The organism is Hyphococcus sp. (assembly GCF_041986965.1).
Lineage (GTDB): Bacteria > Pseudomonadota > Alphaproteobacteria > Caulobacterales > Parvularculaceae > Hyphococcus.
This window is the reverse complement of record NZ_JBHIXB010000002.1, coordinates 662,731-686,187: the sequence shown is the minus strand read 5'-3', so window position 1 is coordinate 686,187 and position 23,457 is coordinate 662,731. Positions and strand designations below refer to the sequence as shown.

Below are 23,457 nucleotides of genomic sequence, written 5' to 3'. Positions count from 1 at the left end.
GGGGGCAACTGCGGGTAGAGTAAAGATGAGTGACTACGATCTGATCGTAATCGGCAGCGGACCTGCGGGTCGCCGCGCCGCCATTCAGGCTGCAAAATTCGGAAAGTCGGTGCTGGTTATCGAGCGTGGACGTCGCGTAGGCGGCGTTTCGGTGCATACCGGCACGATCCCGTCAAAAACATTGCGCGAAACGGCGTTGAACCTGTCCGGCTGGCGTGAGCGCGGATTTTACGGACGGTCCTATCGCGTCAAGCAGGATATCACTGCGGATGATCTGAGCGCGCGTTTACGCATGACGCTGACGCACGAAGTTGAAGTTCTCGAACATCAGTTCGCGCGTAACCAGGTTTACACTCTGAAAGGTGAGGCGCGGTTTAAAGATCCGAACACCGTCACGGTTCACAAGGAAAATGGCGAAATTTCTGAAATCACCGCCGACCGGTTTCTGATTTGCGTCGGGACCATTCCCTTCCGCCCGGACTACGTGCCGTTTGACGGTAAACATGTGCTGGACAGCGATGAGATTCTCGATCTCACCGCCATGCCGAAGTCACTCGCCGTTATTGGCGCCGGCGTTATCGGCATTGAATACGCCACGATTTTCTCTGCGCTCGATGTGCCGGTGACGCTGATCGAGCCTCGTCACAAGATGCTCGATTTCATCGATCGGGAACTGGTCGCCGATCTCACCCATCAGCTTCGCGATCGCGGGGTGCAGTTGCGTTTTGGGTCGCAGGCCGAAGAGATCAAGCGCGTTGGGCCGGAGCGTTGCCAAATCACACTCGAAAATGGACGCGTCGTGCGCTCGCATATCGTCTTGTTTGCGGCCGGCCGCATGGGCGCCACCAAAAGTCTCAATCTTGACGCCTGTGGTCTCGGTGTCGATCACCGCGGACGTCTCAAGGTCAATCCGAAAACATTCCAGACGGAAGTTCCTCACATTTACGCCGCTGGCGATGTCATCGGATTTCCGAGCCTTGCTTCGACCTCGATGGAGCAGGGGCGCATAGCGGCCTGTCACGCCTTTAATGAAAAAGCGCACAAGCCGCCTGAGTTTTTCCCTTACGGCATCTACGCTGTGCCGGAAATTTCAACGGTGGGCCTGACTGAAGAGGAAGTGCTTGAGAAAGGCATTCCCTATGAATGCGGCGTGGCTCGTTTTCGCGAGACCTCGCGCGGTCACATTATGGGCCTCAATAACGGCATGCTGAAAATGCTGTTCAGTCTGAAGACGCGCAAGCTCCTCGGTTGTCACATTGTCGGGGAAGGGGCGACCGAACTCATCCATATCGGACAGGCGGTGCTCAATCTTGGCGGCGGTCTCGACTATTTTGTCGAGAACGCCTTCAACTATCCGACGCTTGCGGAAGCCTACAAGGTTGCTGCGCTCGACGCGTTCAACCGCATGCCGAAAGTCGAAGAGATCGCTGACGAGCGTCCCGAGCCGCACAAGATGGTCGAAGAGATCGAGGCCGAACTGAAGCAAGCCTAGGACCAGGATAGTCCCGTTTGCGATCCCGGCTCTCCCCAAAATGGCGCTACACGCTATAAAGCGTGGATGCTGTTTGCCACTGAGCCGCCCAATCCCGCCTTCAACCCAGTGCTTGTCCACGATTCCGTGATGCTGCGCCGGGGGACCATCACTGACTATCCCGCCTGGCTGGCGTTGCGCGAAGAGAGCCGGGCGCACCTGACGGCGTGGGAGGAAAGCTGGACGACGGAGCAGGCCACGCTCTCGGCGTTCAAGCGCCGGCTGAGAACCTATGAGCGTGATGCGCGCCGCGGCGGCGGGCTGTCCCTGCTTGTCTTCCGGCTTAAGGACAATGCGCTGGCGGGCGGCGCGACGCTAACCAATATCCGCTATGGCGCGTCCCGTTCTGGTATTCTCGGCTACTGGATCGGCGCGCCTTACACGCGCCGGGGTTATGGCGCTGCAGCCGTTGCGGCCATGAAAATCCACGCATTTGAACGGCTTGGCCTCAATCGCCTCGTCGCGGCGTGCCAACCGGAGAATATTGCATCGCAAAAACTGCTTGAAGGCAGCGGATTCGCCCGCGAGGGGCTTGCGCGCGATTATCTGAAGATCAATGGCGGTTGGCGGGATCATTTTATCTACGCACTCACTGCCGCTGATTATGGAAAGACCGGGCCGAGCCCGTCCTAATCAGGGTTTTTGCGGCGAACCGAGCGAAAAATTATCCCTAAGGCGGCGGCGGCCCCTTGCGATAAAGTCACGCCCGCGTGAAGATGCTTAAGGGCGATACGCGCTGTTATCCGCAGTGCGGGAAGCGGGCTGTAAAAAACGCGACCAATTCTGGGGCGGTCGAGGCGTTTTGGCCCGTTTCTTGTGGGGAGACGTTCATCCTGGCCGCGTTCGCGGCGCCGTTGCTTTAGAGTCGAGGGGTTCGGGGCGTAACGATGCTAACAGTGGGTGTTTTCGGGTTGTCAGAAGGTTTTACAGGGCTGGCGCAGGCCGAATTGATGCGCGGCGCAGTGGCGGGCGCTTTTATTGTCGCCATGGCTTTTCTGGCAGGCTATGCGGCGATCCGCCGAAGCGGCCTTGCGGTTTGTGCGCTTCTGATGGTCGCCGGCGCCGCAGCGCTGGAATTCTCCTGGCTTGGTTTTACAGCTGCCCTGCCGGCCGAGGCTGGCGTGATGATGCAGGCGCTTTTCGCAGCCGCCGCTATCGTTTTCCTTTCCGCTTCGATCGGCGCGGCGCGATATAACCCGCTGCTTGGCGGCGTTATGTTCACGGTTGCGCTGGTGATCGGCGGCATGGGCGTCATCAATTTCTTCGACCGCATCGACCTTGCGCCAATGATGCGCTGGGCGCTGATCGGTGTTGGCGGTCTCGCGGTTGTCCTTTCTCTTACCCAGGCGCTGCGCGGCGATTCCGGTGCACGCCTTATTCTTCCGGGCGTGCTCATGGCCGCTGCGGCGCCGCTTCTCGGTGTCTTTGCCGCTGAAGGCTCGGCGCTCGCCACCTTTGCGTCCCACGGTCTTTTCACCCTCGGCATCCTCGCCGCCAGCATCGTCGCCCTTACGGAAACCGGCGCCTCGCAAATGGCTGCGCCGGCGCAGGCGATGGATTTCGGCATCCGAACTTCTCATGACGCGCCGTCGCGGCAGCGCGAAGTGCGTTCCCAGCGCGAGCGCGCAGAGATTGTGCTCGACAGCCAGATCGCCCGGGTTCTCGATTATTCCGGCGTGGGCATCTGGGACTGGAGCCCGGACGCCGTCGATCAGACCCAATCCCTGCCGTCGCTTCTCGGCGCCGATTCGGACGCCCCGTTCACGCCCGAGGCTTTGCGCAATTTCGTGCATCCCGAAGACGCCGAGCGTTTTGACTCCGAACTTCTCGCGCCCGTGGACGGGCCTTTTGATGTGTCCCTGAAACTCTATGACGGGCGCATTATGCGGGTGCGCGGCGCGCGCGCGGCGGATGAGCAGTCCGGCGCCATCGAGCGCATCGTCGCTTTTGTGGAAAGCGTTTCGACGGGCGGCAATGGCGTCAATGAAGAACGTCTTCGGTCGGCGACGACGGCCGCGGTGGTGCCTGCGGCTACTGATCCGATCACCGCCAGGCTTTCCGCAGCGCTTGCCAATGGCGATATCGTCGCCGCCTTCCAGCCGATCGTATCGCTCGATAATGAAAAGATCGCCGGCTATGAAGCGCTGGCGCGTTGGCGCGGTCAGGAAGCGGGCGCAGAAGAAGGCCCGGAACGTTTCGTGCGCGCGGCCGAACGCATCGGCGAGGGCGGCGCGCTCGCCGCGACCATGCTCAATCAGGCGGCGGCCTTCCTTTCTGACGCTTTGAAAAAAGAAAAGCGCAAAGATCTTTTTGTCGCCATGAATGTTTCCTGGGGACAGATGCGTGAGCCGTCCTTCCTTGAAGCGGTGCGTGAGGCGGTGTCGACTTATGACCTGCCCAAGAAAGCGCTGGTGCTGGAGCTGACGGAAGCCGACGCAGTGACGGACGCCAAGCTCGCAGGCGAAGTTTTCCGCAAGTTGAAAGCTTCCGGCGTGGCGCTCGCCTTCGATGATTTCGGCGCAGGCTTCACCTGTCTTTCGAATTTGCGCAAATATGATTTCGACTATCTCAAGATCGACAAGTCCTTCGCCAGCGACATTGAATCCGGCGGCGACGGCGCCAAGATCGTCGCTTCACTGGCGGGGCTGGGCAAGGATCTCGGCCTGAAAGTGATCCTCGAAGGCGTTGAATCCAAAGCCGCTTCGTCCAAGGCCCGCCAGATCGGCTGCGCCTATGGTCAGGGCTATGCTTTCGGCAAGCCGGTTTCCGTTGAGCCGGAAGAAGCGCCGGAAGCCAATGAAACGCCGGCTGAGGACGAGCCCGAAACCAAATTCGCAGGTGAACCGGCAGAGGAGGTCGAGGCGTCCTCCGAAACTGAGATATCCGCTCAGACGGCGGAAGAGGAGGCCTCATCAGAGGCCGCTGCGGGAGACGCGGATGCGCGTGCCGACAATCAGGCCTTTCAACCGTCTTACGCCGGCGCTGATGATGAGGATGATCCCAAACCGCGCCGCTGGCGTCTATGGGGTGGTGAGCGCGATTTGCGCTAATCCCGATACGGAAGTGATCAACGAATAGCGCTGTCTCAGTTCAGAGGCTGATTTTCGTCGCGCACCGAAGCCCATTCAGGCGACAGCATGGCGCTCGTTACGCCAAGTTTCGCCAGGGCTTTATTCCACAAGGGTTCATGAGCGCCGGAGAAAATCATTTCTTCATCGGGTTCGCAATGAGCCCAGGCGTTCATGGCGATTTCTTTTTCAAGCTGTCCGGCGCCCCAGCCGGCGTGACCGATAGCGAGCAGGAACCGGCGCGGCGCCGGGCGCTCGGGCTTTTCTCCCGCAATATCGATGAGAATGTCACGGCTTGCGGTGAGGCCGAGCTGTTCATCCAGGGCCAGCGTCGTATCAAGCTTGTAATCAAGCGTGTGCAGCACCAGGCCGCGCTCGGTTTGCACCGGTCCGCCGAAAAACACCGGCGTTTCATCGGCGTCGACCTGCGGTGCAATTTCCAGCTGTTCCAGAAGTTCCGAAAGACCGATATCGTCGAGCGGTTTGTTGACGATCACGCCCATGGCGTGCTCCTCGTCATGGGCGCACAAGAAGACAACTGATCGCTCAAAACGCGGGTCGCCCATATTGGGCATGGCGATCAGAATCTGGCCGCCGAGAAAATCCCGGACTGTATCTTCGGGCGCGGATGGTTTCTTACCCATGACCTGTAAGGGTAAGGCTCGTACGAGCCCGATGCAAGAGGCGTGTTCCGGTGGACGTAAGGGCTCGCGGAGCCTAAAACCCGCCAACCCTAGGAAAAGGAGACATAAAAGTGAGCATTTCAGTTGGCGATAAAATTCCTGATGTAAAAGTAATGGTGGCCACGAGCGAGGGCCCTCAGGCGGCGCAGACCGGCGAGTTACTGGGATCGGGCAAGGTTGCGCTCTTCTCCGTACCCGGAGCATTCACGCCGACCTGTTCGGCCAAGCACCTGCCGGGCTTTGTGGAGAAGGCCGGCGATTTTAAATCCAAAGGCGTCGACAAGGTTGTCTGCATGTCGGTCAATGACGCCTTTGTGATGGATGCATGGGGCAAGAACCAGAACGCCGGCGACAAGGTTGTTATGCTGGCCGACGGCAATGGCGATTTCGCCCGGGCGCTCGGCCTGACCATGGACGGCAAGGGGTTCGGCATGGGTGAGCGTTCACAACGCTTTTCCGCAGTTCTTGAGAATGGCGTCGTGAAGCATCTCAATGTCGAAGCGCCGGGCGCATTCGACGTCTCCAGCGCCGAGCACATGCTGGGCCAGCTTTAGTCGACTCTTTCGAGTAATATCCCAATGTCATCCCGGAAAACGCCGTGAGGCGTTTATCCGGGATCTTCAGGCTTTGTCTGGTGGATGGAGATCCCGGGTTCTGACTTCGTCAGCCCCGGGATGACAAACATAAAATTTCTGCTGTGATTTATTTCAAAGCTTAGACGGCACCCAGACGGCAGATGGCTTAAACGAAAGTCTGCGCCGCTTTTCTGGCGAGTTCGTCGACGCGTTCGTTTTCTACGTGACCGGCGTGACCCTTGACCCAGCGCCAGTCGACATTGCGTTCGGCGGCGAGCGCATCAAGTTCTTCCCAGAGGTCTTTGTTTTTCACTGGCTGCTTTGACGCGTTCTTCCAGCCATTGCGCTTCCAGTCCTTGATCCAGCCGGTAATGCCGTTCTTCACATACTGGCTGTCGGTGTGCAGGACGATCCGCGCGCCTTTTGGCGTCGCCTCGAGGGCGCGGATCGCCGCCAGCATTTCCATGCGGTTATTGGTCGTGTCCGACTCGCCGCCATCGAGCTCGCGGCGGTCGCCGTCTTCAATGATAAGAACGCCCCAGCCGCCGGGGCCCGGATTACCGAGACAGGCGCCGTCCGTGTAGACTTCAATCATGCTGTTTCCTTGCTGGCGAGACCTTAGCTTGCAAGACGAAACGGCGTGTTGAAGACGACCTGCTCGCGTGCGGTTTCGATGTGATCGATGCGCAAGGTGCGGCGCGCCGCCAGCGCGGTCAAGAACGCCTCGACAAGGCTTTCCGGCGCCGAAGCGCCGGCGCTGAGCCCGATCGTCGTCACGCCGTCAAGCTGCGGCCAGTCAAATCCGTCCGCATCTTCGGCGAGAACCGCCTCTGCGGCGCCGGCGATTTTCGCCGTCTCCACTAGCCGGGTCGAATTGGAGGAGGTGGCGGAGCCAATCACGACAAAAAGATCGCAGCCGATGGCGGCGGCCTTGACCGCTTCCTGGCGGTTCGAGGTGGCGTAGCAGATGTCTTCTTTGGCGGGGCCGGCAATATCCGGAAAGCGCGCCTTCAAGGCTGCGATCATGTCCTTGGTTTCATCAACGGACAACGTTGTCTGGGTTGAATAAGCGAGCGGGCCGGGTAGGTCGGGCAGCGCCGCGATGTCGTCCAGCGTTTCCACCAGGATGACCGCGCCGTCTGGGGCCTGTCCCATGGAGCCGACGACTTCCGGGTGGTTGCGATGACCGACCAGAATAACTGTGCGGCCTGCGGTGTGATGACGGCGGATCTGCGTGTGGACTTTGAGGACCAGCGGGCAGGTGGCGTCGATCTTGATCAGATTGCGCGCCGCCGCGTCCTGATGGGCTGATTTCGGCGCGCCATGGGCGGAGAAGACCACCGGGCGGTCCGTCGGCACAGCCTCAAGGTCATCGACAAAGACGGCGCCCATGGCTGAAAGACGCGCCACTACATGCGTGTTGTGGACGATTTCGTGGCGCACATAGACCGGCGCCCCATGCAGCGCGAGCGCCTCTTCAACGGTGCGAATCGCCCGCTCAACGCCGGCGCAGAATCCCCGCGGCGCCGCGAGGCGCACGGCCAGCGGCGGTTTGACGGTTTCAGCTTTTTTGGGTGCTGATCTGGGCACTGGGATCGCCGGTCCTTATTCATGGGCGTTCGGGGGCGTTTCGTCGCGTCAGCCTCATCCGCCGCCATTTGGGACATTGCGCCGTCAGCGGTGAGAGGCTACGAGATGATGCCCCGCAAGCGGGGCCTCCTTGCGGCGGATATGGGGTTCTCCCAAGGCCGTCTCAAGGCGGAATTGTGCTTTGATATAAGGGTTCTGGCTAATGAAGAAACTCTCCGCCGCAGCGCTTTTCGCCGCACTCGCCGCCACCGGATGCGCGAGTGATGAGGCCCGTGAGCGGCGTGCGGCCCGCGAGGCCAACCCGGCGCCATGCCCAAATATCGTGGTTTTGAACGAAGCCTCCCGTTTTATCGAGTTCGATGGCGACCAAACGCTTGAAAATGTGGCCTATTCCGGCGAGGTGCTGGATGTGACCTCGACCTGCCGGTATTTCGAGGATGAACCGATCGACGCCGGTCTCACCATCGACCTCGCCTTTGGCAAAGGCGCGAAGGGCGTGGAAGGCAAAAAAACCTTCACCTATTTCGTGGCGGTGACCCGGAAAAATTCGGAAGTCATCGCCAAGTCGGAATTTCCGATTGAAGTGAATTTCGGCGATCGCCCGGTGGAGACGGCGCGCGTTGATATCGACAAGATCATCATCCCGCGCGCTAACGAAACGATCTCCGGCATCAACTTCGAAATCATTATCGGCTTTTCGGTGACGCCGCAGCAGGCGATCTTTAACCGTTCCGGCAAGAGTCTGAAATTTCCGAATCTGAAATGACCCTGAAAGATGAATTGTCCGAAATCGTCGGCGAAGCTTTCGCCGCCGAGGGGCTGGATCATGCGCTGGGCGCTGTCAAAGTGGCGGACCGCCCGGACCTTGCACAATTCCAGTGTAATGGCGCGCTCGCTGCGGCGAAGGCCGCCAAAAAAAATCCGCGCGAGATTGCAGGCGCCATCGCGGACCAGCTTTCCGCCCGCGCCGAATTCGCTGATGTCACGGTCGCGGGCCCGGGCTTCATCAATCTAAAACTGACTAAGGACTTTCTGTCTGCGCGCCTCGATGCGCTGGCGGCGGACGCCCGGCTCGGCGGCTGGTCCAACGCGTCGCCGGAAAAGATCGTCGTCGATTATGGCGGGCCGAATGTGGCCAAACCTCTTCATGTCGGGCATTTGCGGGCCGCGATTATCGGCGAAAGCCTGAAACGGATCATGCGGTTCGCCGGCGACGACGTCATCGGGGATGTGCATCTCGGCGACTGGGGCTTGCAGATGGGCCAGCTCATCTCGGAACTGTGCATTCGCCAGCCGGACCTTGTGTATTTCAATGCGGACGCCAAGGGGCCTTTCCCCAAAGAGTCGCCCATAAGTCTTTCAGATCTTGAGGAAATGTACCCGGCCGCTTCGGCCGCATGTAAGGCCGACAAGGCGCGCACCGACCTCGCGCGCAAGGCGACTAAAGAGCTGCAGGCCGGGCGGCCCGGCTATCGCGCGCTGTGGCGGCATTTCGTGGATCTTTCGGTCAACGCCATGAAGCGCGATTATGCCGACCTCGATGTGGAGTTCGATCTCTGGAAAGGCGAGGCGGACGCCGATCCCTTGATCCCCGAGCTGACGGAAGACCTGAAATCGCGCGGCATTGTCGAAGAATCTGACGGCGCGCAAATCATCCGCGTCGCGCGGGACGACGACAAGAAAGAGATGCCGCCCATCATCTTCGTCAATTCCGAAGGGGCGGTAGGCTATCACGCAACGGATGTCGCGACGATTGTCGACCGCAAGCGGGAGCTCGATCCAGACCGCATTCTCTATGTGGTGGATGCGCGCCAGCGGCTTCACTTCGAACAGGTGTTCCGGGCGGTCGACAGGGCCGGCTATTTCGACGAGACGCGGCTGGAACATCTCTGGTTCGGGACCATGAACGGCAAGGACGGCAAGCCGTTCAAGACCCGTGAGGGCGGCACGCTGAAGCTGAGGGACTTCATCGACATGGTGACGGACCGGGCGCGGGAACGCTTGACCGAAAGCGGCTTCGCCGAAGGATACAGCCCGGAGGAGACGGAAAAGGTCGCCCGCCAGGTCGGGATCGCGGCGCTCAAATTCGCCGATCTCTCCAATCCGCGCACCAGCGATTACATTTTCGATCTCGACCGCTTCATGGCTTTTGAGGGCAAGACGGGCCCGTATCTGCTCTACGCCAGCGTGCGGGTGCGCTCCATGGTGGCCAAGGCCAGGGCAGCCGGAGCGGGCGAGGCGGGGCCGGTGAAGATCTCGGCGCCGGAAGAGGCTGATCTCGCGCTGACGCTGCTGGCTTTTGCTGACGCTGTTCGCGACGCCTATGGCCGGCGTCTGCCGCATCTTCTCTGTGACCATGCCTTTGCGCTGGCGCAGGCCTTTTCGAAATTCTACGCCGCCTGCCGGATCGTGGATGAGGCGGACGCGGATTTGCGCGCCTCGCGGCTGACGCTGGCGACGGCGGCCGGCGGTCAGCTCGATCTCATTCTTTCATTACTGGGTTTCTCGGCGCCGGAGCGGATGTAACGCGCCGACCCTGTTGCATTGCGCACACACTCGTTGCCTATTTCATAAACCCGGGAGTGGAAGCTGCTGTGATGCTATATCAGCCGCGCGCTAACCTCGCGTGAATCCACCAATATTTTTCCACAATATCGCGCCTTCGAAGTTTCCCCAAAAACGTCGCAGAAGTTTCAGCAAAACCAAGCCTTCCTGTCACAAGTTTGTCATCTAATGTGACTAGGCCCAGTCGCGTATTTCGCGCCGCACAGACGGGGTTGCGGCATATCAGTTCCAGCTTGGGGAATATCAACATGAAGCTAATGAAAACGCTCTCCGCCGGTGTGGCGGCGGTAGCAATCACGACCGCCTTCTCGACGGTGGTCGCGCCGACGCCTGTCCATGCGCAGCAAACGACATCTGACGTTCGCGGCGTTGTCACCGACGAAGCCGGCTCGCCAATCAGCGGCGCTTCGATCACGGTTGTCGACACGCTGACCGGCACGACGCGCCGGACCTCCACCGACGGGCAGGGCCGTTTTGCCCTGCAAAACCTGTCCGCGACCGGCAATTACTCCGTTACCGCGACCGGCGCTGGCTTTCAGGGTGAAGCGGTAGAAGGCGTTCGCCTGTCGCTCGGCGACACGACAACGCTTTCCTTCAGCCTTGCACGCGCCAGCGCTGGCAGCGATGAAATCGTCGTTGTCGCCACGCGCTCCGCTGTCGGCGAAGTGGCGCTCGGCCCGAACGCAACTTTTGATTTCGATGATCTCCAGTCCACGCCGGCCGTCAGCCGCGACATCAAGGATATCATCCGCGCTGACCCGCGCCTCTTCATCGAAGAATCCAACGGCAACGGTCTGCAGTGCGCCGGCGCGAGCCCCCGCTTCAACAGCCTGACCGTCGACGGCATCAAGCTGAACGACAATTTCGGCCTCAACGCCAACGGCTATCCGACCGAACGCCTTCCGTTCCCGTTCGACGCCATCAACCAGGTCGCCGTCGAGCTCGCACCGTTCGACGTTGAATATGGCGGCTTTACCGGCTGTAACATCAACGCCGTCACCCGGTCCGGCTCTAACGAATTCCACGGCACGGGCTGGTTCGACTACACCAATGACTCGCTCAATGGCGGTTCCATCGAAGGTTCTTCCTTCGATAAGGGTGACTTCAGCAACTTCCGCTTCGGCGCGACGCTGTCCGGCCCGATCATCAAGGACAAGCTGTTCTTCTTTGCCGCTTACGAGAAGATCAACGAAACAAACATTATCGGTCGCGGACCGGCGGAAGCCGGCGCGATTGGCGTTCAGGGGGTTTCTCAGGCGCAGCTTGACCGTATCGTGGACATCGCACAGACGCTTTACGGTTACACGCCGACGCCGTTGCCGAGTTCTGTGGGCGAAGATGATGAGAAAATTCTCGCCAAGCTCGACTGGAACATCAATGACTTCCACCGTGCTTCTTTCACCTTCAACCGGAACACTGGCAACAACCTGACGGCGTCCGACGACGATCCGGATGAGTACGAATTTTTTGACCATTATTATAACCGCAGCACCAAGCTGACGTCTTATTCCGGTCAAATTTTCTCAAGCTGGTCAGACAATTTCTCGACGGAAGCGCGCGTTTCCTACACCACAAACGACACCCGTCAGGAATCAGTTGGCGGTACAGATTTCGGCGAGGTGCGTATTCGCACGTTCAACAATGGCGAAGGCGCAAACGTTTATCTTGGCGCTGATGACTCCCGTCATTCGAATAAGCTCGACACCAAAACCCTGAACATGAAGTTCAAGGCCGATTACCAGATGGGCAACAACCTGTTCACCGTTGGTTTTGAGCGTGAAACGGTCGATATTTTCAACCTCTTCATCCAGCATACGGAAGGCGAATATCGCTTCGACAGCGAATTTTTCCCGACGATGGATGAGAATATCGACGCCTTTGAAATGGGCCTGGTTGACGACATCTATTACGGCAACGCCGGCGGCACCAACAATCCGGACGACGGCGCTGCGAGCTTCAAGTTCGCGACCAATACGCTGTATGTTCAGGACGAAGTTGATTTCGATGAAATCGGCCTTTCTTTCACGGCCGGCTTCCGTTGGGATTTCTATGGCTCAAAAGATTTCCCGGCGCTGAACAACAATTTCGTTGCGCGTAACGGCTATGCGAACACGGAGACCTTTGACGGCAAGGGGCTTCTCCAGCCGCGTTTCGGCTTTAACTGGGAAGCCACCGACAACTTGACCATTCGCGGCGGCGGAGGTCTCTTCTCCGGCGGCAACCCGAATGTCTGGCTGTCCAACAGCTATCAAAATGATGGCATCACCACCATTCAGGTCAGTGACCGCGACACGACGCTTGGCGCCTTCACCTTTATTGAAGACGAAGGCGGCATGGGGCGTCCGTTCTGGGGCGTGCCTGAAAGCTTCTACAACGACGTTGCGGGCGGTACGGCGAATGTGGGCGTGAACGCCATTGACCCGAACTTCAAGGTTCCGTCGCAGTGGAAAGCTGCTCTCGGCGCAACCTATGTCTTCGGCGATAACTATAACCTGATGGTCGATTTCATCTATACGGATGACAAGGACGCCGCAGGCATTGTCGATGCAACGCTTGAGCCGGTTGGCACGGCGCCGGATGGCCGTCCGATCTACACCAGCATCGACCGTTCGGACCCGGATTGTGTCGATCCGCTTTCCGCCATGTGTGATGATCGCGCGTTCAATCAGGACTTCATCCTAACCAACAATGACGGCGGCAAGCAGAAAGTGTTCTCTGCGGCTCTGTCGAAAGACTATGAGTTCGGCGCCGCTCGCGCCAACTGGACGCTTGCTTACGCCTACACGGATGCAAAAGACCGCAACCCGATGACGTCTTCGGTCGCGTTCTCGAACTTCGTGAACTTCTCGACATCCGATCCGAATAATCCGGGTCTGGCCAATTCGAACTATGAAGTGCCGCATCGCTTCACCGTTCGCGCTGGCGTCGATTTCCCGATCTTCAGCGACTACTACACCAGCATCGATCTGTTCGGTGTAATTTCGCAGTCTCGTCCCTACAGCTTTAACTTTGTGGGCGGCGGCGATCTCTTCGGCGATGGTCTTGATGACCGTCACCTCTTCTATGTACCGACCGGTCCGATGGATCCGAATGTGATCTTCGACGCCGGATTCGACACAACGGCATTCTTCGCCATGATTAACGATCTTGGTCTTGACGAATATGCCGGTCAGATCGCACCGCGTAACGGGTTCCAGTCTGACTGGTTCTCCCAGTGGGATCTGCGCATTGAGCAGGAACTGCCGGGCGTTCTTGGCGGTCACAAAACCAAAGCGTTTGTTGTCCTCGACAACATTGGCAACCTCATCAATGACGAATGGGGTGTCATTAATCAGGCTGGCTTCCCTGGAAGCGTTGAGCTGGTTGAACTTGACGAGTCCGGTTTAGGCCCGAACGGCGAATATATCTTCACGGACTTCGAAACCGTGACGCCGGAATCGATCCAGTCGCCGGTGACGCGTGCTTCTGTCTGGCAGATCCGCGTCGGCGTGAAGTACGAATTCTAATCTCGCAAGAGATATGGTGGGGAAAGGCGGCCTTCGGGCCGCCTTTTTTTTTGTATTACAGGGACAAATCTCGACCCGTGGTTATTCGGAGCGCTTTATGCGATCCTTGGAGCGGTAATCCTTTTGGCTCTGTGAACTTTGGGAGCAAAAGCCATGCGAATGCTCTTCGTCCTTATTGTCTCCATCGTGCTTTTGACCGGCCCTGCAGGCGCTGAAGACCGCCGTCTCAGTATTGCTCTTCTGACAGATTTCGTTCCCGGGAAAGAGTTTATCGCCGCGGAGATGGTTATCGAAAAAACGTTTAGCGACGGAAGGCCTACAGGCGAACGCTATGTCGGCCATCGTCCGGCGACGACAGGCGGCGTTTACGCCATGGAGCGTCTGGATAGCGGATATTGGAGCGCCCGTTTATGGGATGCGAGCGTTGATCCGGATCATGAAAATTATCTTGCGACCGTTAATTTGCTGAATGAAAAAGGCGAGCGCATTGCGGCCGGATCGCTTGACGTGGTCGTTGAGTCTGGCTTCACCGTCACCGTTCCGGTCTTGAGAAATGCGCGCGCTGCACTGGCGCTTTCTCTTGTCGGCGACCGGGACGGCAACCGCATGCTTTCCTATGGCGATACGGCTCGCGTCACAGCGTCAGGCGCGCTCGCTTTGGCTGGACATGCCGGGCGTTACAAAACGAAGGCGGTGGATAACGCTTTTCGCTATGTCGATAATTTTGAGTCGGGCCATATTCTCTGCGCCGGCTCGGTGAAGGCGCCGGGCGGAACAGTCATTTCGGGAAACCGCTCTGGCGATGAAACGGTGTCGGTTCGTTATTCCGCCGCAGGGCAAAAAGACTTCCAGCTACAATATGATATCATCATTGCGCCAGGCATCGCAGTCCAGGGCGCCGTGATGTCAAAACATGGGACGGCGATCGGCGTTAGCGAGATGGCGTCGAAAACCGACGACATCAAAACGCCGGCGCTGCTCGACCCGACAACTGCAAAAACTTCTATTGCAAAGCCGGCTGACGGCGAGTGCTTTTACGGTTTCGCGACGCTTGATGATGCGGCTACGCGCGGCGGCGCAACGCAGGTTCCTGACCGGCGGCTTGGCGGTCCGATAGAACCCGTTGAACCGCTTGATCGGAAGCCGCCGCCGGCGGCTGATCGCAAGATTTGTCGCAACAGCATTCAGGATCGCATCGTCTGGGGTCCGAGCGGCGAAAAGCATTGGGCGGAGGCAAATCTCAATCGCCTTTGCGCCGGCGCCGAGAATTCGCTTGAGCCGGGGCGTTGCTTTGAAAATATTATCTCGAACAATGTGAGCCGCGGCGACGGGTCCATATGGCCGTGGTCTGAAGCAGTCGCCTTATGTGCGGGAACGCTTAATCACCAGACGACCGTGAGCTGTTTTCAGGCGCAAATTCGCGCCGGACGAAGCGCCGCGACGGCAATTGACATGTGTAAAACGCGATGAGCCTTGATCAGTTTTCGTTCGGGTTGTGAATGAAGAAGGCTGCGCAGGCGAGGGTCGCTGCGCCTGCACCGTAAATAATGAAGATCGGCGAAAACCCGCCGAAGAGATCGCCAGTCAGCCCTGTCAATGTCGGGCCGAGCATGGCGACAGTCGCGAAGAGATTCATGGCGCCGAGAATGGCGGGCGAGTGTTTAAGCCCGAAATATTCGATGGTCAGCACGGTCGTCGCGAACAGGATCATGCCGAAGGCGAAGCCTTCAAAGACCGCAAAGACTACAGCGATGGCGGTGTTCGAGGCGAAAGAAAGCGCGAGCATGCCGACGGCTTCAGCGCCAAGACCTGCGATCAGCAGATGGCGCGCCCGCAACTGTTTGACGGCGACGCCGCCGGCGGCGCGCGCGACGGCGTTGGACGCTGCGTGTAGACTGAGCATGCCGCTGGCGAAGCCTGCGGACAAACCGAGGCCCGTTAGATGCGTCACCGCCCAGCTTGAAACGGAAACGCCGCAGAAATAAGCAGCCATCAAAGCGCCGCCGATGAGATAAAAGGCAGGCGCGCGCAGTGTTTCTTTCAAGGTCCAGTCGCGAGGCGCCGTTTTGTCGGCTTCGGGCGCGGCCTCTTCTGTTCGCTCCGGGGCGCGAGACAGAAATCGGCTGTCGGCGAAGATAAAGAACGCAGCCGTCAGCGCCAGCATGAGTCCCATGGCGAGGCGCCAATATTGGCGCCAGTCTCCGCCCCCCTCAATGAGGGCGTGGGCGAGGAGCGGTCCTGCAACGCCGCCAGCGCCGCCGGCGGCGAGATAGGCGCCGATCATGAAATTGCGCCTTTTCACCAACACGGTCTGTGCAATGACATAGGTGCTCGGCACATTGGCGAGGAGGGCGAAGCCGGCGCCGAGCAACGACGTCGCAACAAGATAAGGCAAAAGGCTATGAGCAGCGGCGAGCAACGCAAATCCGGCCGCCATGCTCATGCCACCGGCTGCATAATTGCCGCGCAGGCCAAGCCGTTTCAGGCTCTCCGCTGCGACAGGGCTGAATAACCCGGTGAAGAGCGCCAGCGCGGTAAAACCGAAGCCTGCTTCCGTCCAGCTCCACTGCAGCTCCGCGATCATCGCAGGCAGGACAACGCCAAGCGACGCGAAAGTCGACGCGGTGATGTGAAAGAAGATCAGGCTGAGGACGAGGAACAGTCCGGCCGCCCGTTTTGAAACAAACATGACGGCTCCTAGAACTTCGCTTGTAAGGTGATGGTGAATTCGCGTCCGCGCCCGGGCAGGACGCCGACTTCTTCATAGACATTCTGGACGGGAATGAAATGACGCTTGTCGAAGAGATTGTCGACATTGGCGATCACAGAAACATTGCCCATTTCGTAAAAGAGCGCCGCTTTCGCCAGTACATAGTCGGGAAGGGTGATGGCGTTTTCAATCTTGCCGCCGGTCTCGCCCACATAAACCGCGCCAAGCGACGCGCCAAAGGCGCCGAAGCGCGTTTGCGGGCCGGTATAGGTGACGAAACCGGAGGCGAGCCATTCCGGCGCAGTGTTGCGCGCATACCCATCCTGAAGTTCCATCAGGCAGGAGGCGTTAAGCGCCGCAAAGAGGCCGCCATAGCCATCGGTGGGCGCGAGGCCGGCGCGAGCGGGCGGGATGACCACGAACTCGCCATTGCCGGAGCCACAGGCGCCGGGCGCGCCGATGCGCGTTTCCTGCCAGGTGACGGCGCCGTTGACAGAAAAACTGTCGGACAGAAGGTACTTAAGTTCCGCCTCAACGCCTTTCGACGTTTCCTCATCGAGATTGCCGAACGGGTCTGAGCGCTGGCGGGTCTGGCGATAAAAAGCGAGAGAGCCTGCAAGGTCACGGCGTGAGAGTTTCAGGCCGGCTTCATAGAGTTCGGAATCGGCGACAAAATTTTCCTGGTCAATGCGATCCACCTCGATACCGCCGCCGTCATTGGTTTCGAGCGCGTTGTTCTCTGCGTAAGTGGCGTAAAACGACAGGGCGTCAAACGCGTCGTAACGTAAGGACAGCTCATAACTTGGCTGAAAGTCACTGTCCTTGAAGCGTGTGAATCCCAGAGCCGGATTGAAGATCGTGTTCCCGGTGTTGATCGAGGAGGCGGTGAAACGGTCAAGCCTCAAGCTCGCCAGAAGGTGCAGGCGTTCGTAAAAAGCGAGGTCGGTGACGGCGAAGAAAGCAAGGTCAGTTGTTTTTGAATCGAGATCGGTGTCGCAACCAATGCCGTTTACGTCTTGTGAAAACGGATCGTCGAAAATATCGCTTCCGGTCGGCCCGACACTCAGGTCGCGCCGGTCGACGGCGAGATAGCCGGAAAGAAATGTCTGTCGGGTTTCATTGTCATAGGAACGATAGGATGCGCCAATCAGTGCGTCGAGGGTCAGCGGGCCTGAGCCGATATCGAACGCGTAGCTGCCGCGCAGTTCGTAAACGTCGGCGACATATTCCGCTGCGAAGCCGTAGCTCACATAGAGATCGCTATCCATAGAATCGTAAAAGGCTTGCAGGCGCAGCGTGTCGTCCCCCAACGTCCAGGCGACATCGGCATAGGCGGTGAGGGTCTCAGCGTCGGCGATGTCTTCGCCGGCGATATAAACATTGCGCGGGGAGAGGGTCGTCTCGCCAACGCCCTGATCGAGCGCAAATGCAGGTGAGGGGAAGACGCCGAAATCGACCAGCTGACGGATATTGGACGTGCCAAAAAACGACCCGACCGCGGCGTCGACCTCATCCGGCGTCAACTTGCCGTCGCTATTGAGGTCCGCGAGGTCGGTGTCGCGGCCGGTGATATATGTTCCGTTGTCTATGAGGTCCTGTGTGACGCGGTTCCAGCCGATCGTTTGTTTGTAGCCGCTGGAGTTGAAATACGCGCCGCCAATCTCCGCCTCGAAATTGTCGTCGGCCAAGGTGAAGGCCGATTGCACGAGCGTTCTTTCCGGCGATATGCCGCGATAGAAGCTGTCTGAATTTTCGTATTCGCCGTGCGCGTAAAGCCCGCCGTCGCGCCCGCCCAGATCGAAGGCGAGGCCTGCGTCGCCGCGAATGATGCGCTTGTCATAAGAGCCAACCGTTCCTTCAAGCGCCAGGAGATGACCTTCAGCGTTCACGTCTTTCGCCGTGCGCGCCGTCAGAGGCGTGATATTGAGGAAACCGCCGACGCGGCCCGCGCCATAGATCGCCGGCGTCGGGCCTTTAACGATCTCGATGCGTTCGCTGGCGCCAAGCGGCGTCGGGAAAGTTCCGGGATTTTCGATGCGCTTGAAGCCGCGAAAATAAGTGTCGGCGCGATTGCCGCGTAAGGACACCGCACCCGGCACGCCGAAGAAACTGCCGGTAAAGGTTCCGGGCGCGAAGGCGGCGAGATCGTCGACGGTTTCGATGGAGAAGCGGTCAATCAGCGCATCGGAGATGACATTCACGGTTCGCGGCGCTTCGGCGTAGGAAAGGTCCAGCCCCGTTACCGCGCGGCTGGCGTTGAGTTCGACCAGTTCCAGCGGGTCCGCCACCACAATGATTTCATCGCGGGTGGAGGCTTCCTGCCCCCACGCCGTTCCCGCAGCGAAACAAAGGGCAAAACTCAAACCAGCCTTACGCATCACATTATCCCCTGGCGCAAACGCGCCGTTTCGAGCCCTGGCGCGAAGGCGCCGTTTCGAGCCCTGGCGCGAAGGCGCCGTTTCGAGCCTTGGCGCAAACGCGCCGTTTCGAGATCGGGGATGAGGAGGGAAGGCGAACAAGGTTCGCATTAACGCCATATGCGCGCAGCAGGACGGAATCCGCCTGCATGCGTGCCTGAAAGGCGGACGCAATGATGCATCCTCCTTCCTGCGTCAATCTTCTCTCATCCGGACTGTGACCGTCGGCTCCGGGCTCTCACCGGAATCCTGCTTTGGTTAGCGGCCTTGGAAGGCCGTTTCGCCTCGGCTCGCGGGCTCGTCGAAAGCGTAAATCTTTCGCATTACCGCCGGTGGGGACTTTCACCCCGCCCCGAAGATTTCTATGTCGCGGATCGCTCCGCAGACGCCTATATAGGGCGAAAGCCGCGGAGCGGCAATCGAATGAGACAGTTTTAAGGACCGCTTATGCTTTCCTCCCGCCGCCAGCCTGCCGAATGGGCTCCTCATGAGGCTGTCTGGATTGGATGGCCCAGCGCCGCCGATCTGTGGGAGGACGACCTTGGGCCCGCTCGCGCCGAAGTGGAGGATTTCATCCGGGCGATCCTGTTCCCCGGCGGCGGTCTTTATGGTGAGCCGGTGCGCCTGCTGGCGCGTGGGACCGACGCCATTGCCGCCGCGGAGATCATGCGCTCGCGCCTGCCGGAGCCGGACATGCTGACGATCCATGAGGCGCCGATCGGCGATATCTGGCTGCGCGACACGGGACCCGTCTTTGTGAAGGATGAAGGCGGCGCGCTGGTCGCCAGCGCATTTTGCTTTAATGGCTGGGGCGGGAAATACCAGCTTCCTGAAGATGACCATATTGCGGACATCATTGCCGAGCGCGCGGATGTGCGGTTGCGCCGGTTCGACGATTTTATCGGGGAGGGCGGCGCCCTCGAAACAGACGGCGAAGGGACATTCATCACGACCCGCCAATGCCTGCTCAACAAGAATCGAAATCCCGGTATGAGCGAGCGGGACGTGGAGGCGGTGTTGACCGCCGCGCTCGGCGCGCAAAAAGTGATCTGGCTCGATGAAGGGCTTTTGGGCGATCATACAGACGGCCATGTGGACAATCTCGCGCGTTTTGTTGCGCCCGGAAAAGTTGTCTGTATGCGTCCGGCAGGCGACGACCCGAATGCGGCTGTACTGGCAGCGATTGAGAAAACGCTTTCCTCGTCGACCGACGCGTCAGGGCGTAAACTTGAAGTCATCACTGTTCCGTCGCCAGGGCGGGCGGAATTCGATGGCGAGCCTGTCGCGGCCAGCCACATGAATTTTTATATCGCCAATCATTCGGTGATCATGCCGTCTTATGAAAAGCTGACCGGAAGCGCTGCGGCCGGGCTTGAAGCGGCGGAAGTTCTGAAGGCGGTGATCGAGCGGCCTTATTTTTGCGCGGTCGATTCTTCTCACATTCTCACCGGCGGCGGGTCTTTCCACTGTATTTCCCAGCAGCAGCCTTCTTTGTGAGGGCGCGAGCCGCCGATGAAGCGAGGGGATTTTGCGGTGAACCGTTTAGAGCCCACCCCTTCAGGCTTGCAAGGGCCGCCGCAGCCGATCAGGATACCGCCCAACTTAGGGGCCGCTTTTGCTGGGCGTGAAGGCGGGTTTGGGCATAGCTGAATATCAGATAAGGAAGGAGCCGCACCTATGCGGATGAAAACTCTTGTATCGACAATGACGGCCATGGGAGCGCTGTCAGTCGCTCTTTATGGCTGCGGGCGTGAGGGCGCGACCAATGATGCGGCGGCGCCGTCAGAAACAGAACAGGCGACGATGACCCAAGACGTAAACGAAGACATTGGCGATCTTTTCGCCGGGCTGGAGCCGGCGACGGCGGACAGCGATGCGGCGAACATTCTTCTTTCGCCGTTTGACGGCCCCTATAACGGCGTGCCGCATTTCGATCAGTGGGACATTTCCGGCGTCAAACCGGCGCTCGAAGCGGGCATGGAAAAGAACCTCGCCGAGGTCGACGCGATTGTAAACAATCCGGAAGAACCGACCTTTGCGAACACGATCATCGCGCTTGAAAAAACCGGCGATGAGATTGGCCGTGTTTTTTCCTATTGGGGCATCTGGTCGTCCAATATGTCATCGCCGGAGTTCCGGGAAATCCAGAGCGAGATGGCGCCGAAGCTTTCGGAGTTTTTCTCGAAAATCAGCCAGAACCAGGAGCTCTTCGCGCGGGTGAAGGCGGTTTATGAGGGCGATGAGTATAAGAGCCTCCGTCCTGATCAGCAGCGCCTTGTCTGGCTGACTTATGACGGGTTCGCTTCCAATGGCGCCACCCTCGAAGGCGAAGCGAAAGAGCGTTATGCGGACATCAACAAGCGTCTTGCAGAGCTTCACACCAAGTTCGCCAACAATGTTCTTCACGACGAGGAAGAATATGCGGTCTATTTCGATGAGGACGAAGCGGGCGGGCTGCCGGCCGATTTCATGGCGGCGGCGAAGTCGGCTGCGGAAGCAAAGCCCGGCGACGGCGCCTACGCCGTCACCAACACGCGCTCTTCCATGGACCCGTTCCTGACGTTCGCGGACAATCGTGAACTGCGCCAGAAGGTTTGGGAGATGTATTACAGCCGCGGCGACCATGGCGACGACTATGACAACAACGCCATCATCGCGGAGATCCTTCAGCTTCGCGACGAGCGGGTTAAGCTCCTCGGTTATGACAATTACGCCTCGTGGCGGTTGCAGAACCGCATGGCGAAGACCCCGGAAGCGGCCTTCGGTTTGATGGAGGCGGTGTGGCCGGCGGCGGTCGCGCGCGTTGAGGAAGAAGTCGCTGAAATGCAGGCGATCGTTGACGCCGAAGGCGGCGATTTTGAGATCGCGCCCTGGGACTACCGCTATTACATGGAAAAGGTCCGCAAGGCGAAATACGACCTTAATTCCGATGAGGTGAAGCAATATCTCCAGCTCGATAAGCTGCGTGAGGCGATGTTCATGGTCGCCGGCGAGTTGTTCAATTTCGAGTTCACGCCGATTGAAGACGGCGTTGTGCCGGTGTGGCAGGAAGACGTTCACGTCTGGGAAGTGACCGACAAGACCTCGGGCAAACTCGTTGGCCTGTGGTATCTCGATCCGTTCGCCCGTCAGGGCAAACGCTCCGGCGCCTGGGCTTCCGGTTTCCGAGGGCATGAGACATTGGACGGGATTGAGAAAACGGTGTTGGCGACGAACAATTCCAACTTTGTCGAGCCTGCGCCGGGACAGCCTGTCCTCGTTTCATGGGACGACGCGGAAACGTTCTTCCACGAGTTCGGTCATGCGCTTCATTATCTTTCATCCAATGTGGACTATCCGACGCTCAATGGCGGCGTGCGCGACTACACCGAGTTCCAGTCGCAATTGCTTGAGCGCTGGCTGTCCACCGACAAGGTGATCGACAACTACCTTGTGCATGCGGAAACCGGCGAGCCTATGCCGGAAGAGCTTGTGAACAAGATCAAGGCGGCGTCGACCTTCAAGCAGGGGTTCGATACGACAGAGTATCTGGCGTCGGCGCTCGTTGACATGAAGTATCACATGGTCGATCCGACGGGCATCGACCCGGACCAGTTTGAGCGTGACACGCTTGCAGAGCTCGGCATGCCGGATGAGCTGCCCATGCGCCACCGGTCCCCGCATTTCGGGCACATCTTCTCAGGCGAAGGCTACTCCGCCGGTTATTACGGCTATATGTGGGCGGACGTCCTGACATCGGATGCTGCTGAAGCCTTCGCCGAAGCGCCGGGCGGTTTTTATGATGAGGAAGTCGCCAAAAAGCTCGTCGACAACCTTTTCGCACCACGTAACGCCGTCGATCCTGCGGACGCCTATCGCGCATTCCGCGGGCGCGACGCCAATATCGAGGCTTTGATGCGCGATCGCGGCTTCCCGATCCCGGGCGCCGACAACGAAAAGCAGACGATCGAATAAAAATCGGCTTGCGTCACATTTGAAAACGCCGCTGCTTTGCAGCGGCGTTTTTGTTTGGGCTAGTGGTCTCCCCAGACCTTTTTCACACGGCGGTCGCGCCCGCAACTGGTGCGGTAAAAGCGATAGCGCACAGGATTTTTCTTGTAATAATCCTGATGATAATCTTCCGCATCCCAGAACTGAGTGAACTCAACAAGGGGCGTCACCACGTCCTGGCCAAGTTCTGCTGACGCTTCTTCTTTGGAAGCGAGGGCGGCGTCATATTCATCAGCGTTGGCGTAGAAGACTGCGGTTGTATAGGCATGGCCGCGATCACAAAACTGTCCGCCGTCATCCAGCGGGTCCACATGGCGGAAGAAATAATCGACAAGCTCGCGATAGGTGATGACGGACGGATCGTAGGGCACGCGCACCACTTCACGGTGGCCTTCATGGTCTTTGTAGGTGGGGTTCTGTTTCAGCCCGCCAGCATAGCCGGAAACCACATCGCCAACGCCGTCGAGTTTTTCAAAGTCCGATTCCATGCACCAGAAACAGCCGCCGGCGAAGACGGCGCTGGCGGTTGTCTCAATCGACTGGTTCTTGTCCGATGCGTCCTCGGCGCAGGCGGCGGCGCCGACAAAGGCGCAGGCGGCGAGGGCGGAAAAGAACGTCTTCATGGGCTGTCTCCTTCTTATTGAACCCCATATGCGGGCGCATGGAGGGATAGGCCAGAGAGGATTGCCGGGTCTCACCGGATTGTTATGGGCGCCGCCTCTTTCGCTGTCTGAAGACGGTAAGGAAAATCTATGAAAAACAATGACCTGAATAGATTGCTTCAACCCCTGCAAGCATACTAAGTCTGGCCGATAGGAAAGC

At 59.0% G+C, this 23,457-nt stretch carries 16 protein-coding genes and 1 riboswitch; of the genes, 10 read left to right on the top strand and 6 right to left on the bottom strand.

Annotated elements, in window-relative coordinates; genetic code table 11:
* Nucleotides 1-25 precede the first annotated feature (25 nt).
* From sthA to ACFC5L_RS12205, 3 genes are all read left to right on the top strand, one after another.
* On the top strand, nucleotides 26-1,492 hold the full coding sequence (sthA, locus tag ACFC5L_RS12215) for a Si-specific NAD(P)(+) transhydrogenase (RefSeq protein ID WP_375202655.1): 1,467 nt from the start codon (nucleotides 26-28) through the stop codon (nucleotides 1,490-1,492).
* A 66-nt stretch (nucleotides 1,493-1,558) separates the two neighbouring features.
* Entirely contained in the window at nucleotides 1,559-2,164 is a 606-nt protein-coding gene (locus ACFC5L_RS12210; RefSeq protein ID WP_375202656.1) for a GNAT family N-acetyltransferase, read from the top strand.
* A 254-nt stretch (nucleotides 2,165-2,418) separates the two neighbouring features.
* The gene (locus tag ACFC5L_RS12205; RefSeq protein ID WP_375202657.1) at nucleotides 2,419-4,581 is read left to right on the top strand and encodes an EAL domain-containing protein; all 2,163 of its coding nucleotides are present in this window, start codon (nucleotides 2,419-2,421) and stop codon (nucleotides 4,579-4,581) included.
* A 35-nt stretch (nucleotides 4,582-4,616) separates the two neighbouring features.
* Here ACFC5L_RS12205 and ACFC5L_RS12200 read toward each other — a convergent pair whose 3' ends face one another.
* On the bottom strand, nucleotides 4,617-5,243 hold the full coding sequence (locus tag ACFC5L_RS12200) for a YqgE/AlgH family protein (RefSeq protein ID WP_375202658.1): 627 nt from the start codon (nucleotides 5,241-5,243) through the stop codon (nucleotides 4,617-4,619).
* A 110-nt stretch (nucleotides 5,244-5,353) separates the two neighbouring features.
* Here ACFC5L_RS12200 and ACFC5L_RS12195 point away from each other — a divergent pair, with 110 nt between their 5' ends.
* Complete coding sequence (locus ACFC5L_RS12195; RefSeq protein WP_375202659.1) at nucleotides 5,354-5,836, top strand: peroxiredoxin; 483 nt, start codon at nucleotides 5,354-5,356, stop codon at nucleotides 5,834-5,836.
* Between the two features lie 187 nt (nucleotides 5,837-6,023).
* Here the strand turns inward: ACFC5L_RS12195 and rnhA are convergent, their stop codons facing one another.
* Nucleotides 6,024-6,452, bottom strand: coding sequence for a ribonuclease HI (rnhA, locus tag ACFC5L_RS12190; protein ID WP_375202660.1), 429 nt, complete (start codon nucleotides 6,450-6,452; stop codon nucleotides 6,024-6,026).
* 23 nt (nucleotides 6,453-6,475) lie between these two features.
* A complete protein-coding gene (gene ispH / locus ACFC5L_RS12185) occupies nucleotides 6,476-7,447 on the bottom strand; it encodes a 4-hydroxy-3-methylbut-2-enyl diphosphate reductase (protein ID WP_375202661.1) in 972 nt (323 codons plus the stop codon).
* 202 nt (nucleotides 7,448-7,649) lie between these two features.
* Here ispH and ACFC5L_RS12180 point away from each other — a divergent pair, with 202 nt between their 5' ends.
* The 4 genes from ACFC5L_RS12180 (at nucleotide 7,650) to ACFC5L_RS12165 (ending at nucleotide 14,988) form a co-directional block, all read left to right on the top strand.
* Nucleotides 7,650-8,213, top strand: coding sequence for a hypothetical protein (locus ACFC5L_RS12180; RefSeq protein ID WP_375202662.1), 564 nt, complete (start codon nucleotides 7,650-7,652; stop codon nucleotides 8,211-8,213).
* Entirely contained in the window at nucleotides 8,210-9,973 is a 1,764-nt protein-coding gene (gene argS, locus ACFC5L_RS12175) for an arginine--tRNA ligase (RefSeq protein ID WP_375202663.1), read from the top strand. Before ACFC5L_RS12180 ends, argS begins: the two co-directional genes overlap by 4 nt.
* 287 nt (nucleotides 9,974-10,260) lie before the next feature.
* Nucleotides 10,261-13,518, top strand: coding sequence for a TonB-dependent receptor (locus tag ACFC5L_RS12170; RefSeq protein WP_375202664.1), 3,258 nt, complete (start codon nucleotides 10,261-10,263; stop codon nucleotides 13,516-13,518).
* Nucleotides 13,519-13,671: 153 nt separating this feature from the next.
* Nucleotides 13,672-14,988 carry a hypothetical protein gene (locus ACFC5L_RS12165; RefSeq protein ID WP_375202665.1) on the top strand — a complete coding sequence of 439 codons (1,317 nt, stop codon included), beginning with the start codon at nucleotides 13,672-13,674 and terminating at the stop codon, nucleotides 14,986-14,988.
* Nucleotides 14,989-14,995: 7 nt separating this feature from the next.
* On the opposite strand, the gene ACFC5L_RS12160 is transcribed toward ACFC5L_RS12165, so the two are convergent.
* Complete coding sequence (locus ACFC5L_RS12160) at nucleotides 14,996-16,207, bottom strand: MFS transporter (RefSeq protein WP_375202666.1); 1,212 nt, start codon at nucleotides 16,205-16,207, stop codon at nucleotides 14,996-14,998.
* 8 nt (nucleotides 16,208-16,215) lie between these two features.
* Nucleotides 16,216-18,606, bottom strand: coding sequence for a TonB-dependent siderophore receptor (locus tag ACFC5L_RS12155; protein ID WP_375202667.1), 2,391 nt, complete (start codon nucleotides 18,604-18,606; stop codon nucleotides 16,216-16,218).
* A gap of 233 nt (nucleotides 18,607-18,839) precedes the next feature.
* A riboswitch (FMN riboswitch) is annotated at nucleotides 18,840-19,009 on the bottom strand.
* Between the two features lie 83 nt (nucleotides 19,010-19,092).
* On the opposite strand from ACFC5L_RS12155, the gene ACFC5L_RS12150 reads away from it, so the two are divergent.
* Together ACFC5L_RS12150 and ACFC5L_RS12145 are read left to right on the top strand one after the other, a co-directional pair.
* On the top strand, nucleotides 19,093-20,142 hold the full coding sequence (locus ACFC5L_RS12150; protein WP_375202668.1) for an agmatine deiminase family protein: 1,050 nt from the start codon (nucleotides 19,093-19,095) through the stop codon (nucleotides 20,140-20,142).
* Nucleotides 20,143-20,328: 186 nt separating this feature from the next.
* Nucleotides 20,329-22,599 (top strand): M3 family metallopeptidase, encoded by a 2,271-nt coding sequence (locus ACFC5L_RS12145; protein WP_375202669.1) that lies wholly within the window; start codon nucleotides 20,329-20,331, stop codon nucleotides 22,597-22,599.
* Between the two features lie 59 nt (nucleotides 22,600-22,658).
* On the opposite strand, the gene msrA is transcribed toward ACFC5L_RS12145, so the two are convergent.
* Nucleotides 22,659-23,258, bottom strand: coding sequence for a peptide-methionine (S)-S-oxide reductase MsrA (gene msrA, locus ACFC5L_RS12140; RefSeq protein WP_375202670.1), 600 nt, complete (start codon nucleotides 23,256-23,258; stop codon nucleotides 22,659-22,661).
* Nucleotides 23,259-23,457: the final 199 nt, after the last annotated feature.